Annotated in this window: 14 protein-coding genes and 2 tRNA genes; 8 read left to right on the forward strand and 8 right to left on the reverse strand. The window is 70.1% G+C overall.

Going from position 1 to position 16070, the window contains the following annotated elements; genetic code table 11:
- A complete protein-coding gene (locus tag OG584_RS10765; protein ID WP_405777367.1) occupies positions 1–324 on the forward strand; it encodes a DMT family transporter in 324 nt (107 codons plus the stop codon).
- 22 nt (positions 325–346) lie between these two features.
- Here OG584_RS10765 and OG584_RS10770 read toward each other — a convergent pair whose 3' ends face one another.
- From OG584_RS10770 to OG584_RS10780, 3 genes are read right to left on the reverse strand one after another with little or no spacing between them, the layout of a single operon-like run.
- Positions 347–2401 carry a dipeptide ABC transporter ATP-binding protein gene (locus tag OG584_RS10770; RefSeq protein ID WP_405777368.1) on the reverse strand — a complete coding sequence of 685 codons (2055 nt, stop codon included), beginning with the start codon at positions 2399–2401 and terminating at the stop codon, positions 347–349.
- A complete protein-coding gene (locus OG584_RS10775) occupies positions 2398–3333 on the reverse strand; it encodes an ABC transporter permease (RefSeq protein ID WP_405777370.1) in 936 nt (311 codons plus the stop codon). The genes OG584_RS10770 and OG584_RS10775 overlap by 4 nt, the downstream gene beginning before the upstream one ends.
- 14 nt (positions 3334–3347) lie before the next feature.
- The gene (locus tag OG584_RS10780; protein WP_405777372.1) at positions 3348–4331 is read right to left on the reverse strand and encodes an ABC transporter permease; all 984 of its coding nucleotides are present in this window, start codon (positions 4329–4331) and stop codon (positions 3348–3350) included.
- Between the two features lie 291 nt (positions 4332–4622).
- Between OG584_RS10780 and OG584_RS10785 the strand changes: the two genes are divergently transcribed.
- A complete protein-coding gene (locus tag OG584_RS10785) occupies positions 4623–6317 on the forward strand; it encodes an ABC transporter family substrate-binding protein (protein ID WP_405777374.1) in 1695 nt (564 codons plus the stop codon).
- A gap of 19 nt (positions 6318–6336) precedes the next feature.
- Here the strand turns inward: OG584_RS10785 and OG584_RS10790 are convergent, their stop codons facing one another.
- Positions 6337–6933: a TetR/AcrR family transcriptional regulator gene (locus OG584_RS10790; protein WP_405777376.1), complete on the reverse strand. Its 597-nt coding sequence runs from the start codon at positions 6931–6933 to the stop codon at positions 6337–6339.
- A gap of 143 nt (positions 6934–7076) precedes the next feature.
- Here OG584_RS10790 and hisN point away from each other — a divergent pair, with 143 nt between their 5' ends.
- Together hisN and OG584_RS10800 are read left to right on the forward strand one after the other, a co-directional pair.
- The gene (gene hisN / locus OG584_RS10795; protein ID WP_405777378.1) at positions 7077–7871 is read left to right on the forward strand and encodes a histidinol-phosphatase; all 795 of its coding nucleotides are present in this window, start codon (positions 7077–7079) and stop codon (positions 7869–7871) included.
- Between the two features lie 143 nt (positions 7872–8014).
- Positions 8015–8416, forward strand: coding sequence for a cyclic nucleotide-binding/CBS domain-containing protein (locus tag OG584_RS10800; RefSeq protein ID WP_405777380.1), 402 nt, complete (start codon positions 8015–8017; stop codon positions 8414–8416).
- A gap of 161 nt (positions 8417–8577) precedes the next feature.
- On the opposite strand, the gene OG584_RS10805 is transcribed toward OG584_RS10800, so the two are convergent.
- The gene (locus OG584_RS10805) at positions 8578–10047 is read right to left on the reverse strand and encodes a catalase (RefSeq protein WP_405777382.1); all 1470 of its coding nucleotides are present in this window, start codon (positions 10045–10047) and stop codon (positions 8578–8580) included.
- Positions 10048–10173: 126 nt separating this feature from the next.
- On the opposite strand from OG584_RS10805, the gene OG584_RS10810 reads away from it, so the two are divergent.
- The 4 genes from OG584_RS10810 (at position 10174) to OG584_RS10825 (ending at position 13615) form a co-directional block, all read left to right on the forward strand.
- Positions 10174–10590, forward strand: a complete 417-nt coding sequence (locus OG584_RS10810; protein ID WP_405777383.1) for a Fur family transcriptional regulator — start codon at positions 10174–10176, stop codon at positions 10588–10590.
- A 153-nt stretch (positions 10591–10743) separates the two neighbouring features.
- Positions 10744–11562: an ABC transporter ATP-binding protein gene (locus OG584_RS10815; protein WP_405777385.1), complete on the forward strand. Its 819-nt coding sequence runs from the start codon at positions 10744–10746 to the stop codon at positions 11560–11562.
- Positions 11559–12422: an ABC transporter permease gene (locus OG584_RS10820; RefSeq protein ID WP_405777387.1), complete on the forward strand. Its 864-nt coding sequence runs from the start codon at positions 11559–11561 to the stop codon at positions 12420–12422. The genes OG584_RS10815 and OG584_RS10820 overlap by 4 nt, the downstream gene beginning before the upstream one ends.
- 62 nt (positions 12423–12484) lie before the next feature.
- Complete coding sequence (locus OG584_RS10825; protein ID WP_405777389.1) at positions 12485–13615, forward strand: ABC transporter substrate-binding protein; 1131 nt, start codon at positions 12485–12487, stop codon at positions 13613–13615.
- Positions 13616–13725: 110 nt separating this feature from the next.
- On the opposite strand, the gene OG584_RS10830 is transcribed toward OG584_RS10825, so the two are convergent.
- From OG584_RS10830 to OG584_RS10840, 3 genes are all read right to left on the reverse strand, one after another.
- Positions 13726–13799: transfer RNA gene (locus OG584_RS10830), tRNA-Met, on the reverse strand.
- Positions 13800–13901: 102 nt separating this feature from the next.
- The gene (locus tag OG584_RS10835) at positions 13902–15698 is read right to left on the reverse strand and encodes a tetratricopeptide repeat protein (RefSeq protein ID WP_405777391.1); all 1797 of its coding nucleotides are present in this window, start codon (positions 15696–15698) and stop codon (positions 13902–13904) included.
- A 230-nt stretch (positions 15699–15928) separates the two neighbouring features.
- Positions 15929–16002 (reverse strand) — tRNA-Met (locus OG584_RS10840).
- Positions 16003–16070: the final 68 nt, after the last annotated feature.

Below are 16070 nucleotides of genomic sequence, written 5' to 3' on the forward strand. Positions count from 1 at the left end.
ATGGCGTGGCTGCTGGTCGTGGTCGCGGGACTTCTGGAGACCGGCTTCGCCGTGTGTCTCAAGCTCTCGCACGGGTTCACCCGGCTCTGGCCGACGATCGCCTTCGCCTCGTTCGCGCTGGGCAGCTTCGGGCTGCTGACGCTCTCGCTGCGGAAGCTGGATGTCGGGCCCGCCTACGCCGTGTGGACCGGCATCGGCGCGGCGGGCACCGCCATCTACGGGATGATCTTCCTCGGGGACATCGTCTCCACGCTCAAGCTCGTCTCGATCTCGTTCGTGATCGTGGGCGTCATCGGACTGCAGGTCTCGGGGTCGGCGCACTGACCCGGACGCAGGCCGGGCCGGATCACACCACCTCGCGCACCGTGGGGAAGTGACAGGCCGCCACATGGTCTGCCGCGTGTTCCCGGTCCACCGGCACCTCGCTCTCGCAGCGGCTCCGCTCGTCCGCGCCGAGCCGGGCGAACACGGGACACCGGGCCCGGAAGCGGCAGCCCTCGTAGCGTTGGGTGGGGCTGGGCGGGTCGCCGGGCAGCAGGATCCTGGTGCGCTGCCGCTCGCGCTCGCGCACCGGGTCGGGCAGCGGCACTGCGGAGAGCAGCGCCTGCGTGTACGGGTGCCTGGGCCGCTCGAAGACCTCGTCGACCGTCCCGGCCTCGACGGTGCGTCCGAGGTAGACGACGCTGACCCGGTCCGCGATGTGCCGCACCACCGACAGGTCGTGCGAGACGAAGAGGTAGGCGAGCCCCAGCTCGGACTTGAGCCGTCGCAGCAGGTTGAGTACGCCGGCCTGGACGGACACGTCGAGCGCCGAGACCGGTTCGTCGAGCACCAGCAGCTTCGGCCCGACCGAGAGGGCGCGGGCGATCCCGATGCGCTGGCGCTGGCCGCCGGAGAACTCGTGCGGGAAGCGGGTGGCGTGCGCCGCTTCGAGGCCGACCTGTTCGAGCAGTTCACCGACGTGTCCCGCGGCGGTCCTGCGGTCCATGCCCTGGGCGCGCAGCGGCTCGGTGACGATGTCACCGACCGTCATCCGGGGATCGAGGCTGGCCATCGGGTCCTGGAAGACGATCTGCACCTGCCCGCGCAGCGCCCGGCGGGCGGCAGCGCCGAGTGTGCCGAGCGGCTGACCGAAGAGCTCGATCCCCCCGCCCTCGGGGCGGGCCAGGTTGAGCAGTTCGAACAGGGTGGTGGACTTGCCGGAACCGGACTCGCCGACCAGCGCGAGCGTCTCACCGCGGCGGATCCGCAGGTCGACCCCGTCCACGGCGTGCACGGTGCCGACCCGCCGCTTGAAGGCGCTTCCCTTCAGAACGGGGAACGTCTTGACGAGCCCGCGCACGTCCAGCACGGTGTCGCCGCCCGTCCGTTCGGCCTCGTCCGCGGCCGCGGTGTCCACCGGCGGGATCTCCGGGACGGGGAACACGTCGAGCGGGCCGAGCCGCTTCTGCGCGATCTCGTCGGCGCGTACGCAGGCGACCGCGTGCCCGTCCACGGCCCGCAGGGCGGGCTCCTCCGTCAGACAGGGGTCACCGGCCAGCGGGCACCGCGGTGCGAACGGGCAGCCAGGCCCGGTGTTCCCCGCCGCGGGTGGTGAGCCGGGGATCGGCACGAGCACCTCACCCGCCGTGTCGAGGCGGGGAACCGCGCCGATCAGGCCCAGTGTGTACGGCATCCGGGGCCGTTCGAAGAGTTCCTCGGCGGGGGCGCTCTCCACGATCCGCCCCGCGTACATCACCGCCACCCGGTCCGCGGCGCCCGCGATCACGCCGAGGTCGTGGCTGACGAGGACCAGCGCCGCGCCGGTCTCGCGCTGCGCGGTGCGCAGCACGTCGAGCACCTGCGCCTGGATGGTGACGTCGAGTGCCGTGGTGGGCTCGTCGGCGAGGATGACGTCCGGGTCGTTCGCCATGGCCATCGCGATCATGGCTCGCTGGCGCATGCCGCCGGAGAACTCGTGCGGGTACGCCTGCGCCCTGAGCGCGGGTTCCGGTATCCCGACGAGGTCGAGCAGTTCCACGGCGCGGGCCCTGGCCTTCTCGCGCGAAACGTCCTGATGGGCCCGGACCGCCTCGGCGATCTGATCGCCGATCCGGTAGACGGGGGTGAAGGCGGAGAGCGGGTCCTGGAAGACCATGCCGATCCGGCTGCCGCGTACGGCGGACAGCGCACGGTCCGACGCGCCGACGAGTTCCGTGCCGTCGAGTTTCACCGATCCGCGCACGGCCGCGTTTCCCGGCAGCAGGCCGAGGACTGCGAGTGCGGTCGCGGACTTGCCCGACCCCGACTCGCCCACCAGGCCGAGCACTTCGCCGCGCCGCAGCGCGAAGCTGACCCCTCGCACAGCGGGCGCTCCGTCGAAGTCGACCTCCAGACCGCTCACTTCGAGTACCGAGGTCATCGTTTTGCCCCCTTGCGGCTGCGGCGCCGGCGCGACGTCGGGTCGAGCGCGTCGCGCAGCCCGTCCCCCACCAGGTTCACCGCGAGTACGAAAATGATCAGAAGCCCCGCTGCGAAGAAGAACATCCAGGGGTACGTGACGGCAGCCCCCGTCGAGGAGGCGATGAGCGTGCCCAGCGACACGTCGGGCGACTGGACACCGAAGCCGAAGTACGAGAGCGCGGTCTCGCTCATCACCGCGCCGCCGACCGCGATGGTCGCGTCGATGATGAGGAAGGAGGCGATGTTGGGCACCACATGGCGCCAGATGATGCGGAAGGGCCCGACTCCCATGTACCGGGCCGCGCGGACGAATTCGCGTTCCTTCAGGGACAGTGTCATGGATCTGACCACCCGCGCGGTGATCATCCAGCCGAAGACCGCGAGCAGCCCGACGAAGGCGAACCAGCCGCCGTCCTGCAGCCGCGGCGAGATGATCGCGATGATCAGGAACGACGGGAAGACCAGCAGCAGATCGACGAAGAACATCAGGATCCGGTCGGTCCAGCCGCCGAAGTACCCGGCGCAGGCGCCGGCCAGTGAGGCCAGGACGGTGGAGAAGAGCGCCACCAGGAGACCGATCAGCAGGGACTTCTGGAGTCCGCGGATGGTCTGGGCGAAGACGTCCTGGCCGATGCGGTTGGTGCCCCACCAGTGCCGGGCGCTCGGGGCTTCCCGCAGGGCGGTGTAGTCGATGTGGCTGTAGTCCCAGCGGCTGATGAGCGGGCCCGCGAAGGCCAGCAGGAAGAGCAGCAGCAGGAGGACGGCTCCGGCGAGCGCTCCGCGGTTGCGTACGAAACGGCGCAGCACCACTGAGGCACGCCCCGCGGGGCGTATCGGCTCCGCACCCTGGCCGGCCGCGTCGGCGGCGGCGGTCTCTATGACAGCGGTCATGGTGTCCGTACTCCTCAGGCGTTCCGGATGCGCGGGTCGAGCGCGGCGTGCAGGACGTCCGCGAGGAAGCCGGAGAGCAGCACCAGCACGGCGGCGAAGGTGTTGACGGCGACGACCGAGTTGACGTCGTTCTTGCCGATGGAGGAGACGAACCACTCGCCCATCCCGTGCCAGCCGAAGATCGTCTCGGTGAAGGTGGCGCCGGTGAACAGCGCGAGGAACCCGTAACTGAAGTACGTCGACATCGGGATCAGCGCGGTCCGCAGCCCGTGTTTGACGAGCGCCGTGCGCCGGGTGAGGCCCTTGGCCTGTGCGGTGCGCAGGTAGTCGGAGCCGAGGACGTCGAGCATGGTGGAGCGCTGGTAGCGGCTGTAGCTGGCGATGGTGCCGAGCGCGATGGACACGGTCGGCAGCAGCAGGTGCACCGACCGGTCCTTCAGCACGGTGAAGAAGCCGGAGTCCACTCCTGGACTCTTCTCACCCGTGAACTTGATGAAGTCGGTGCCGGTCTTCTGGTTGAACCAGATCGCGCCGATCTTCAGCAGCACCGCGAGCAGGAACACCGGCGTGGAGAGCAGTACGAAGGAGATCAGGGTCACCGTGCGGTCGGAGAGCCGGTACTGGCGTACGGCGGTCCAGGCCCCGGCGAGGACGCCGACGACCGTGCCGAGGATGCTGCCGAGCAGCAGAAGCCGCAGGCTGACCCCGATCCTGCGGCCGAACTCCGCGCCCACCGAGGTCCCGTCGATGGTCTGCCCGAAGTCACCGCGCAGGGCGTGTCCGGCCCAGTGGGTGAAGCGGGTGAGCAGCGGCTGGTGGTCGTTGACGCCGAGCGCGGTGAGGTGGTGGTCGACGGAGCTGGGTGAGAGGGGCGGCTGGCGCCCCTCGTAGTACGCGCGCGGATCCAGCGCGAGTGAGGCCAGCAGATACGACAGACAGATGGCGACAAGCAACAGGACGGCGTAGTAGCCGAGTCGCTTGGCCAGGAAGGCGGCCACGGGTGTTGGTCCTCCGCTGGGGTTCGGTCGCTGGGGATCGTGGTGGGATCGCGGCCGCGGCAGGCCCCATCGGTGCCTTTGTCCGGTGCTGATCGGATATCGATCTTCCGGCGTTGTTCATCGGGTGCTTTTCGTCGGCTTGTTGATCCAGTTTGACCACTGTTTGTTGCGCGCATGCAAAGAATGGATAACAGCATCACCGGAGCTCTCCCGTTGTGCAAGGAGAGCGACTTACCGTCTCGGGAGCCTGTGGCCTCGATCAGGTCACCTTGAACCGGAGGAAGAACACCGATGCGCAGAACCACCGTTGTCGCCATCGCCGCAGCACTGTCGGCCACCCTGGCGGTGGCGGGCTGCAGTTCTTCCGACAGCGACAGCAAGTCCGCCAAGAAACAGGCGGCTCCGCAGGCGGACGGCCAGAGCATCAACGCGCACCCGGTGAGCGACCTGAAGCAGGGCGGCTCGCTGCGGTTCGCAATCGATCAGTGGATCACGCAGTACAACGTCAATCAGGTGGACGGCCAGCAGGGTGACGGCGCGGACCTCGCCGGAGCGATCCTGCCCGACCTCTTCGACGCCGACGCCAAGGGAATCGGCCACCCCAACCCGAACTTCGTGGCCTCGGCCAAGGTCACATCCACCAGCCCGCAAGTGGTGACGTACAAGCTGAACCCGAAGGCCAAGTGGTCCGACGGGAAGCCGCTGAGCTGGAAGGACTTCCACGCCCAGTGGAAGGCGCTGAACGGGAGGGACAAGGCTTACGAGGCGGCCGACACCACGGGCTACGACCAGATATCCAAGGTCGAGCAGGGCGCCGACGCGCACGCGGTGAAGATCACCTTCAGCACGCCGTACGCCGACTGGCAGCGCCTCTTCGACCCGCTGTACCCGGCCGGGTACATCGACACCCCGAAGAAGTTCAACACGGGCTGGACGCAGAAGGCACCGGTCACCGGCGCCGCGTTCAAGGTCGGCACGTACGACAAGACCGGCCAGACCGTCACCCTGGTCCCCGACCCCAAGTGGTGGGGGAACAAGCCCAGTCTGGCCTCGATCGTCTACCGCGTCCTCGACACCAGCGCCAACACGGAGGCGTACCTCAACAAGGAAGTCGACGACGCTCCCGCCATCCAGCCCGAGGACTACAAGCGCCTGGCCAAGGACCCGGACACCGACATCCGGCGCGGGGCGCGCTGGGACGAGGTGCACATCACGCTCAACGGCGGCCGCGGCCCGCTCAAGGACGTCAGGGTGCGCAACGCCCTGCAGGCGGCGACCGACCGCAAGGGAATCAACGCCAGCTTCGCCAAGGACCTGTCCTTCGAACTGAAGCCGCTGAACAACCACTTCTACATGCCCAACCAGCAGGGCTACCAGGACAACACCAGCGAGTTCGACAAGTTCGACCCCGAGAAGGCCAAGAAGCTCCTGGACGAGGCCGGCTGGAAGGACCAGGGCGAGGGCAAACCGCGCACCAAGGACGGCAAGAAACTCACGCTCGACTACATCCTGAGCGCGGGCGGCATCTCGTCCACCACCGACCAGGCCGAACTGGTGCAGCAGATGTACGCCGCAGTGGGCGTCCGGGTCGAGATCAAGAAGGTCCCGGCCAACGACTACTTCAACAAGTTCGTGAACCTCGGCAACTTCGACCTCGCCAGCTTCCGCAACGTCGACGAGAGCTACACGAGCAAGATCTACCCCGTCTTCCAGCAGCCGCAGGGCAAGAACCTCTTCCAGAACTTCGGCTCGGTCGGCTCCCCGAAGATCGACGACCTGATGAAGAAGGCCGGCGAGGCCACCGACCACGCCGAGGCCGTCAAGCTCTACAACCAGGCCGACGTGGAGATCTGGAAGCTCGGCCACTCCATCGAGCTGTACCAGCGCCCGCAGATCATCGCGGTCCGCAAGGGCTTGGCCAACTACGGCGCGACCGGCCTCGCCGACACCGACTACACCAAGGTCGGCTGGCTCAAGAAGCAGTAGGCGAAGCAGTACGCGCCGTTCACGCCGCCCGCACCACCGCGTCGCGCACCAGGTGATCGAGTGTCAGGTCACCCGGTGCGACGATGTGCGAGAGCGCGAGGCGTACGGCCACCTCACAGCGGTACACGAGGTCGTCCGCGTCCTCCACCGGGTGCCCGGCCGCCATCACCAGCGCCGCCCTCTGGCGCACCGCCGCGATCAGCTCGCCGGGCGCAGGCGGTCCGGCGTCGGCGCGGCGCTGTGCGGGGACGTACGAACGGCCGGGCCGGGACGCGGGGCCGGGGGCGGGCAGCCGTCCGGACCAGCAGCCGGTCAGCAGCGCCCGGACCAGCGGGCGCGTACGGGCGGCGCAGGCCGTCCACTCGGCGACCGCCAGCATCCGCTCCCGGTCCGTGGGCTGCCCGGCCAGCGCACGGTCCACGCCCTGGAGATACCGGTCGGCCTCGCGCCGCACCAGTGCGCGGGCCAGGCCGTCCTTCGAGCCGAACTCGTTGTACAGGGTCTGCCGGGACACCCCGGCGGCGGACGCCACATCGGCCATGCGCACACCGCACCAGTCCCGGTCGGCAAGGGCCGCGAGAGCGGAGTCGAGCAGGGATTCGCGCGCTGCGGGCATCGTCGCCTCCCGGGCGGTACGGCTCTGCGCTCAGAGTTGACGGACCGCGCGGCACTGTCAATACCCCCGGCGGGAGGGGCGCGACCTACCGCCGGACAGGGCCCTGTGGCTCCATCGGCGCCCCGGTGGATACTGTGACGACCATGCCCGACTACCACGATGATCTGCGCCTCGCCCATGTCCTCGCGGATGCCGCCGACGCGACGACCATGGAGCGCTTCAAGGCCCTCGACCTCAAGGTCGAGACGAAGCCGGACATGACGCCCGTGACGGAGGCCGACAAGGGGGCCGAGGAGCTGATCCGCGGACAGCTCCAGCGCGCCAGGCCCCGCGACGCGATCCTCGGTGAGGAGTACGGCCTCTCGGGCACCGGGCCCCGCCGCTGGATCATCGACCCGATCGACGGCACCAAGAACTACGTACGCGGTGTACCGGTCTGGGCGACCCTGATCTCCCTGGCCGTGGCGGGCGACAACGGCCTCGAACCGGTGGTCGGCGTGGTCTCCGCACCGGCGCTCGGCCGCCGCTGGTGGGCGGCGAAGGGCGGCGGCGCGTACACCGGCCGCAGCCTGACCTCGGCGACCCGGCTGCACGTCTCCAAGGTCTCCAAGGTCCCGGACTCCTCGTTCGCCTACTCCTCGCTCGGCGGCTGGGAGGAGCAGGGCCGGCTCGACGGCTTCCTGGATCTGACCCGGGACTGCTGGCGCACCCGTGGTTACGGCGACTTCTGGCCGTACATGATGGTCGCCGAGGGTTCGGTGGACATGTGCGCGGAGCCCGAGCTGTCGCTCTGGGACATGGCGGCCACCGCCGTCGTCGTCCAGGAGGCCGGCGGGGAGTTCACCAGCCTGGACGGGGTGCGTGGCGTGGAGGGCGGCAACGCGGCCGCGTCCAACGGACTGCTCCACGGGGAACTGCTGAGCTATCTGCGCGCGTGAGGAGCCGGTTTCAGCTCCTCCCGCACTCTCTCCTCCCGCACCCTTGCCGACTCCGCACACGAGTGGGACTCTGAGAGCTCCCCCACTTGTGAACTTGTGAATTCAGGCGCATGCTGGATTCCCCCAGGAGGTGGCTCCCCGCCATGTTCGTCCGCGACGCCATGAGCACGGTGGTTCTCACCATCGGCCCCGCCCACACCCTCCGGCAGTCGGCCGCCCTGATGTCGGTGCGCCGGATCGGCGCGGCTGTCGTACTCGACCCCGATACCTGCGGGGTCGGCATCCTCACCGAGCGCGACATCCTCAACGCCGTCGGACGCGGCCTGGACCCCGACCGGGAGACCGCGGGAGCCCACACCACCACCGATGTGGTCTTCGCCGCGCCGTCCTGGACCCTGGAGGAAGCGGCGGGCGCGATGTCGAACGGCGGTTTCCGCCACCTCATCGTGCTCGACGACACCGGCCCCGTCGGGGTCGTGTCGGTGCGCGACATCATCCGCTGCTGGGCGCCCGCGCGAAGTGGGGCCGCGGCGCTGGTGCCCTGACCGGCGCACGGCGAGCCCGGCGAAGGCAGCCCGCCCCCGTACACCGCGCGGCCCGGTACACCCGCTCCTGCACACGACAGGAGGGCCGTACCCCCGCAGGGGTACGACCCTCCTCAGCCGGTGCCCGGCCGCGACGCCTCTCAGCCTGCGGCCGGTGCGGTTCAGGCGCGCAGGGCCTGGACCGCGGCCTCCAGCCGCTTGCCGAAGTCACCGTCGGCCTGGCGGAAGTTGTTCACCGCGCGCTCGGCGATGTCGTCGCGCGAGACCTGCGAGATGAAGTCGGCCAGGTTGTCGACGAGACGGCCCTTCTCCTCCTCGGACAGCTGGCGGTAGAGATTGCCGGGCTGGACGAAGTCGTTGTCCTCCGCGTGGGTCGGGGCGGGGTGGTTACCCGTGCCGCCGCTGACCTGGGTGGACTTCCAGAGCGGCTGCTCGGTCTGGAAGGGGCCGCCGAAGCTGTTCGGCTCGTAGTTCTTGCTGCCCTGGTGACGGCCGTCGTACAGCACGCCGTCCCGGTAGTTGGTACGCGCCTCGGCGGCGTGCGGGCGGTTCACCGGCAGGTGGTCGGCGTTGATGCCGACGCGGTAGCGGTGCGCGTCGCCGTACGCGAAGAGGCGGCCCTGGAGCATCTTGTCGGGCGAAGGACCGATGCCCGGAACGAAGTTGGCCGGCGAGAAGGTGGACTGCTCGACCTCGGCGAAGATGTTCTCCGGGTTGCGGTTGAGCTCCAGCTTGCCGATCTCGATCGGCGGGTAGTCCTCGTGCGGCCAGACCTTGGTCAGGTCGAACGGGTTGAAGCGGTACGACGCCGCGTCGGCCGCCGGCATGACCTGGATCTGCACGGTCCAGGACGGGAAGTCACCGCGCTCGATGGACTCGCGCAGGTCGCGCTGGTGGCTGTCGGGGTCCACACCCGAGAGGCGGTTGGCCTCGTCGGTCGTGAGGTTCTTGATCCCCTGGTCGGTCTTGAAGTGGTACTTGACCCAGAAGACCTCGCCGTCGGCGTTGTTCCACTGGTACGTGTGCGAGCCGTACCCGTTCATGTGGCGGAACGTCGCGGGGATCCCGCGGTCACCGAAGAGCCAGGTGACCTGGTGGGTCGACTCGGGGCTGAGACCCCAGAAGTCCCAGACGTTGTCGGCCTCCTGCGAACCGGTGTACGGGTCGCGCTTCTGGGTGTGGATGAAGTCGGGGAACTTGATGGCGTCCTTGATGAAGAAGACCGGGGTGTTGTTCCCGACGAGGTCGTAGTTCCCGTCCTCCGTGTAGAACTTCAGCGCGAAGCCGCGGGGGTCGCGCACCGCGTCCGCCGAGCCGAGGTTGCCCGCGACGGTGGAGAAGCGCAGGAAGGTCTCGGTCTGCTTGCCGACCTGGGAGAGGAACTTCGCGCGCGTCCACTCCGAGACGTCACGGGTCAGCGTGAAGGTGCCGTAGGCGCCGGCGCCGCGCGCGTGGACGATGCGCTCCGGGATGCGCTCACGGTTGAAGTGCGCGAGCTTCTCCAGGAGCAGCTGGTCCTGCACCAGGACCGGACCGCCGGCGCCCGCGGTCTCACTGTTCTGGTTGTCGGCAACCGGAGCCCCGGTCTCCGTGGTGAGTGGTCCCTGCGTCACGAGCGCCTCCTGCGTCATCCTGCTGTGTCCTGTCCCTTGGCGTGTGCCGTTCCCGATCCTACGATGGACTTTGTCTAAGTCAAGTGATAGTCCAAAGTCACATCCGTTCGGGACTCGACCCCTACTCCTGTTAGGCTGGACCTTATGAGTGACCTGTTGGAACGCCTGCGCGACCGCGGCTGGCGGATGACCGCCCAGCGTCGCGTCGTGGCCGAGGTCCTCGACGGGGACCACGTTCATCTGACCGCCGACGAAGTGCACGCCCGCGCCGCGTCGCGGCTGCCGGAGATCTCCCGGGCGACGGTCTACAACACGCTGGGCGAGATGGTCGTCCTCGGTGAAGTGATCGAGGTCTCCACGGACCGCCGCGCGAAGCGGTACGACCCGAACGCACACCGGCCGCACCAGCACCTGGTCTGCGCCCAGTGCGGCTCCATCCGCGACGTCCACCCCGCGGGCAACCCGCTGACGGACCTCCCGGACACCGAGCGCTTCGGGTTCACGATCTCCAACGTCGAGGTGACGTACCGCGGGATCTGCCCGTCCTGCGCGGCCGCCTGACCGCCACCCCGCACTCGCACAGCGCGCACCAGCACAAGGAGCCCCGGAGCCGGAAGCCCGGGGCTCCTTCGCGTGCGCACCCCTTCCAGTATCTGACGACCCGTCATATCCTCTGCGGCGATCGCCCGTCCACCACCTCCGCAAGGAGACACCGTGGGAGACCCGCACCCGCCCCCACTCGCCCCCGACCCGGCACCCGACCGGCCGGCCAAGCTCCACGCCCGGTCCCTGACCCGTACCTTCGGCCGCGGCCGTACCGCCCTGGACGCCCTCGGCCCGGTGGACCTGGACATCGCCCCGGGCGAGTTCACCTGCATCGTCGGCCCCTCGGGGTGCGGCAAGTCCACCCTGCTGCGGATCGCGGCGGGCCTGCTGCGGCCCAGCACGGGCGAGCTGGCCATCCGGACCGGGTCCACACGCCCGGCCGCGATGATCTTCCAGGACTACGGCATCTACGACTGGAAGAACGTCCTGGCCAACGTCAGGTTCGGCCTCGACATCCAGCGCGTCCCGCGCAAGGAGGCCGACCGCCGGGCCCGTGACTGGCTGGCCCGTATCGGACTGGCCGACTTCGCGGACGCCTACCCCGGAGCCCTCTCGGGCGGCATGCGCCAGCGCGTGGCCATCGCCCGCGCACTCGCCGTGGAGCCCGAAATCCTGCTGATGGACGAACCGTTCGCGGCGCTCGACGCACAGCTGCGCACCATCCTCCAGGACGAACTGCTCGAACTCACCCAGACCACTCGCACGACAGCCCTCTTCATCACCCACAGCCTTGAGGAGGCGATCGTCCTGGGCGACCGCGTCCTGGTGATGTCCGCGCGGCCCGGCCGCATCATCGCCGAGCGACGCCCGCCGTTCCCCCGGCCCCGCAGCGGCGCCATGCGGTCGGCCCCCGGGTTCACCGAGCTGAAGAGCGAGCTGTGGGAGCTGCTGCGCGGCGAGGTCCGCAGAGAGGCGGTCCCGGCATGAGCACAGCGGTCAAGGCACCGAAGGACGGCGTACTGGTCAGACGGCCCGGTCCGCAGGAACTGCACCCGCTGCGCACCCACCGCAGGCGCCGCACCCTGGAACTGGCGCTCGCCGTCGCCGTGCCCGTCGCCCTGGTCCTGCTCTGGCAGCTGGCCGCGTCCCGGTCCTGGATCGACGACCGGGTCTACCCGGCGCCGTCCACGATCCTCTCCGACGGCTGGGACCGCGCAGCCCGCGGCATGCTGTGGCCCGATGTGTGGGCCACGCTCAAGCGGGTGCTCGGCGGCTACGCGATCGGCACCGTCTCGGGGTACGCCCTCGGCCTCCTGATGGGATCACTCGCCCTCGTACGGGCGGCCCTCGAACCGCTGCTCGACGCGCTGTACGTGGTACCGAAGCTCGCCCTGCTGCCGGTCTTCCTCAACATGTTCGGGCTCGGCGAAGGCCCTCAGATCGCGCTGGTCGCCGCCACTGTCTTCTTCTTCGTCTGGATCTCCACGATGGCCGCGGTACTCGCCGTGCCGGCCGGGCACCGCGACGCGGGGCGGGTGTTCGGCGCCTCCGCGTGGCAGATGTTCCGGCACGTCCTGCTGCCCGCCTCGCTGCCCGCGGTGCTCGTGGGGGCCAGGATCGCAGCAGGCGTGGCCGTGCTCGTCATCGTCGCGTCGGAGCAGATCGCGGCGTCCGACGGCCTCGGGCATCTGATCTTCGACTCCCGCGCGCTCTTCCAGAACGACGTGATGTTCGTCGGGATCGTCTGCGTGGCCGTCCTCGGAGTGGTCTTCTCCGAACTCGTGCGGATCGCCGGACGTCTGCTCACCCCGTGGGCCCCGCGCGACCGCGGCCGCAGCCAGTCCTGAACGGGCCGCCGCCCCCCGGCGCGAACCCCCGCAGCCCCGATGTCCGCACGTACGGAGGCCCCATGCGTATCAGCACGCTCTGCACGACCCTGTTCGTCGCCGGCTCCCTGCTCGTGTCCGCCGGGTGCGCGGAACACGACGACGGCCGGGCACCCGCCGCGAAACCCCGGCCGGTCAAGGCCGTCGCGGGCTGCGCCAAGGGCTGGACCGACCCGGCCGACCTCGCCCCCGGCCGTGCGCCGGCCCGCTGCGTGAAGGGCGCACCGGCCCCGCGGCCGCTGGCGAAGAAACGCAGACTGGTGCTCGCGACCGGCACACTGGCCGCCGAGTATGTCGCACCGCTGGAAGTCGCCGTGGAGAAGGGGGAGTTCAAGAAGGAGGGACTGGATGTGCGGCTGAAGGTGCTGCCGACACCCGACGCCCTGCCGCTGCTCGCCAAGGGCGATATCGACGCCCAGTGGGCAGCACCCGAGGCCGCCGTGATGAACGGCATCAGGGGCGGCTTCGACATCAAGTGGGTCGCGGGGAACTTCTCGCCCGACCCCGCGTCCAAGAGCGGGCTGTGGGCCCGCCTCAAGAACGGTGAGACCGCTTCGTCGGTGTCCATGAAGGGCCGGAGGATGGGCACGATGATCGGCAAGGGGTCGGTCGTCACCTACGCGATGGAGAAGGCCCTGCAGCAGCACGGCGGCGGGCTGAACTCCATCGGTTTCCAGCAACTGGGTTCCGCGGACGTCCTGACAGCGCTGCAGAACGGCGGGGTGGACTCCGCGTGGCTCCTCGACCCGGTCTGGCGGAAGGTGGACGGGAACGCGAAGTACACCTTCCTCGGCGGCCAGCCACTGGGTGAACCGCTCGGCGGGCTGCTCTTCGGCCCGAATCTGCTGGCCAAGGACCCGGACGCCGGCGTCGCTTTCCTGCGCGCGTACATCCGGACCGTGAACACCTACTTCGCCGGCGACTACAAGGCCGACAAGGGCTTCACCGCGTCGCTCGCCAAGCTGCTGAAGACCGACGAGCCGGTCCTGACCTCGACGCCCTCGCTGAGGATGGACTGGGAGATCCGCAAGGGCACAACGGACCGGCTGCAGAAGGCGTATCGCGACGCGGGGGTCTCGCAGGGCGACCCGATCCCGGAGGACAAGGTGGTGGACCGCGACCTGTACGGCGAAGCGGTGGGCCACCGGCCCTGACGGTGGCGGCCTGTGGGACATGACCGCCGCGCGGCGACCGACCGTGAACGGGTGACAGTCGCACATGCCGAAGGCCCGGACTCTTTCGAGTCCGGGCCTTCGGTTTTCAGTAGCGGGGACAGGATTTGAACCTGCGACCTCTGGGTTATGAGCCCAGCGAGCTACCGAGCTGCTCCACCCCGCGCCGTTGTGATTGCAACTCTACGTGGGGCCGCCGACCAGTGCAAATCCGTTCCTGCGGGCAACCGCCGGCGCGGCCGGCAGGTGTTCCCGGCCGGCCGCGCTGTCACGCGCTGAGCTCCTGGCGGAGCGCCTCGCTGAGCCGCGCCGCGCGCTCGGCGACCTCGGCGGGTCCGAGCTCCACAGCCCGGTTGCACCACTTCTGCCCCTCGGGCAGCTCGCCGCGGCGGATGGCGAGCAGCGCGAGGCGCAGGGCAGCCCGGCCGTGGCCCGCGTTGGCCGCCCTGGCCCACCAGAGACCGGCCTCCCGCTCGTTGCCCTCACGGGCAAGGAGCAGCCCGAGGTTGAAGGCGCCGTTGCGGCTGCCCGCCTCGGCGGCCTCGCGGTACCACCCCGCGGCCGCCTCGACGTCGTTGCGGGAGGCCGCGAGCATGCCGACCCGGACCTGGGCACGGCGGTGCCCCTGCTCGGCGGCGCGCTCGTACCACTCCTCGCACTCGCTCTTCTCGGTGACGGGCTCGCCGAGCACGGGCGGGCCGGGCGGGGGCATCCTGGCGTCGAGGAGCGAGCCGAGCCGGAAGGCCGCCTCAGTGCTGCCGCCGCCCGCCGCGCAGCGCAGGTGGCGCTCCGCCGTGTGCTCCTCGCCGTCCCTGAGCAGGGCTATGCCTACCTGGAGCGCGGCCTCGGTGTGACCGGCCGCCGCCGCCCGCTCGTACCAGACGAAGGCACCCCGGTCGTCGTCGCGGCCCGCGTGCAGGATGCCCAGGTTGAAGGCGGCGTCGACGCTGCCCGCCTCGGCCGCCTTGGAGAACCACGGCTCGGCCCCGGCCGGGTCGCCGTTCTGCAGGAGCAGCACGGCGAGCGCGTTCGCCGCCTCGCGGTGCCCCGCGTAGGCCGCGCGGCGGTACCACTGCTCGGCCTGCGCCGTCCGCTCCTGGGCGGCGCAGAGCAGTGCCAGGTTGTACGCGCCGTTGACGTCGCCCGCGTCCATGGCCGCCCGGTACCAGCGCTCGGCTGTCTGCTGCTCGCCCCGGGCCGCGTGCAGCGCTCCCAGTGCGTTGGCGGCGTTCCCGTCGCCGTCCTGGGCAGCACGCAGCCACCAGACGGCGGCGCTCTCCTCGTCGCCCGCGTCGCGAAGCAGGAAGCCGAGCGCGCAGGCCGCGCGGGCCTCGCCGTCCTTGGCGGACGTCAGGTACCAGCGGCCGGCCTCCTTGAGGTCACCGCGCTTCTCCAGGATCACACCGAGGTGCAGCGCGGCACGGCGGTGGCCGCGTGCGGCCGCCTGCCGGTACCAGCGCTCGGCCTCCGCCGCGGGGTCCTTCCCCGCTGCGGCACGGTCCAGTGCGCGCGCCAGCCGGTAGGCGGCCTCGCGGTGGCCCTGCTCGGCCGCGGCGCGCAGCCAGCGCTCCGCGCCGATGTCGCCGCGGTGCTCCAGCAGGTCCGCGAGGGCGTACGCCCCCAGCGCGTGGCCCGACTCGGCGGACTGGCGCAGCCAGTACTCGGCCGCGGGCTCGTCCCCTCGTTCCCGGTAGTGCCTGCCCAGCGCGTGAGCGGCGGCCGCGGAGCCCGCGACGGCGGCGATACGCCACCAGCCGGCCGCCTCGTCCGCGTAGCCCCGCTGGTGCAGCAGTACGCCCAGGTTGTTCGCGGCGGCCCGGTCGCCCTCCCCCGTGGCGGCGCGCAGCCAGCGCTCCGCGCCGTCCAGGTCCCCGCGGCGCAGCAGCAGCGCGCCGAGCACGCTCATGGACGCGGCCTCGCCGCTCTCGGCACCGCTCCGGTGCCGCGCCTCGGTCTCGGCGTCAGCCGTGTCCTGCGCGTTGACGGCGTCGTGGCCGTCATCGGCGTGCCTCTGCACAAACCGCCCTGTCTCCAACAGAGTTGCCCTGTCCCCCATAAACACCATCGTCCCACTACGTGCAATCCGCGCACACCTGGTATATCGCAGCCGACAAGGTCACTACAGCGTTTTGTCGACTTCCCGCAGCGCGGTAAGTGAAACATGAACCAGTCCCAACTTCCCGTAGGCGGCGCCTTCTTCACAGGAGTCGCACGGACGGGCAAACGGGCGGACACGTCGGACAGGCGCATGAAGAAGGCCCGGATCTCTTTCGAGATCCGGGCCTTCGACTTCAGTAGCGGGGACAGGATTTGAACCTGCGACCTCTGGGTTATGAGCCCAGCGAGCTACCGAGCTGCTCCACCCCGCGCCGTTGTGTTGCAACCGTACCACGGCGCGGGCCCCTGCCTTACCGGCCTGCGATCGGGCCTGATCAGG

This window comes from Streptomyces sp. NBC_00859 (assembly GCF_045161865.1).
Taxonomy (GTDB): Bacteria; Actinomycetota; Actinomycetes; order Streptomycetales; family Streptomycetaceae; genus Streptomyces.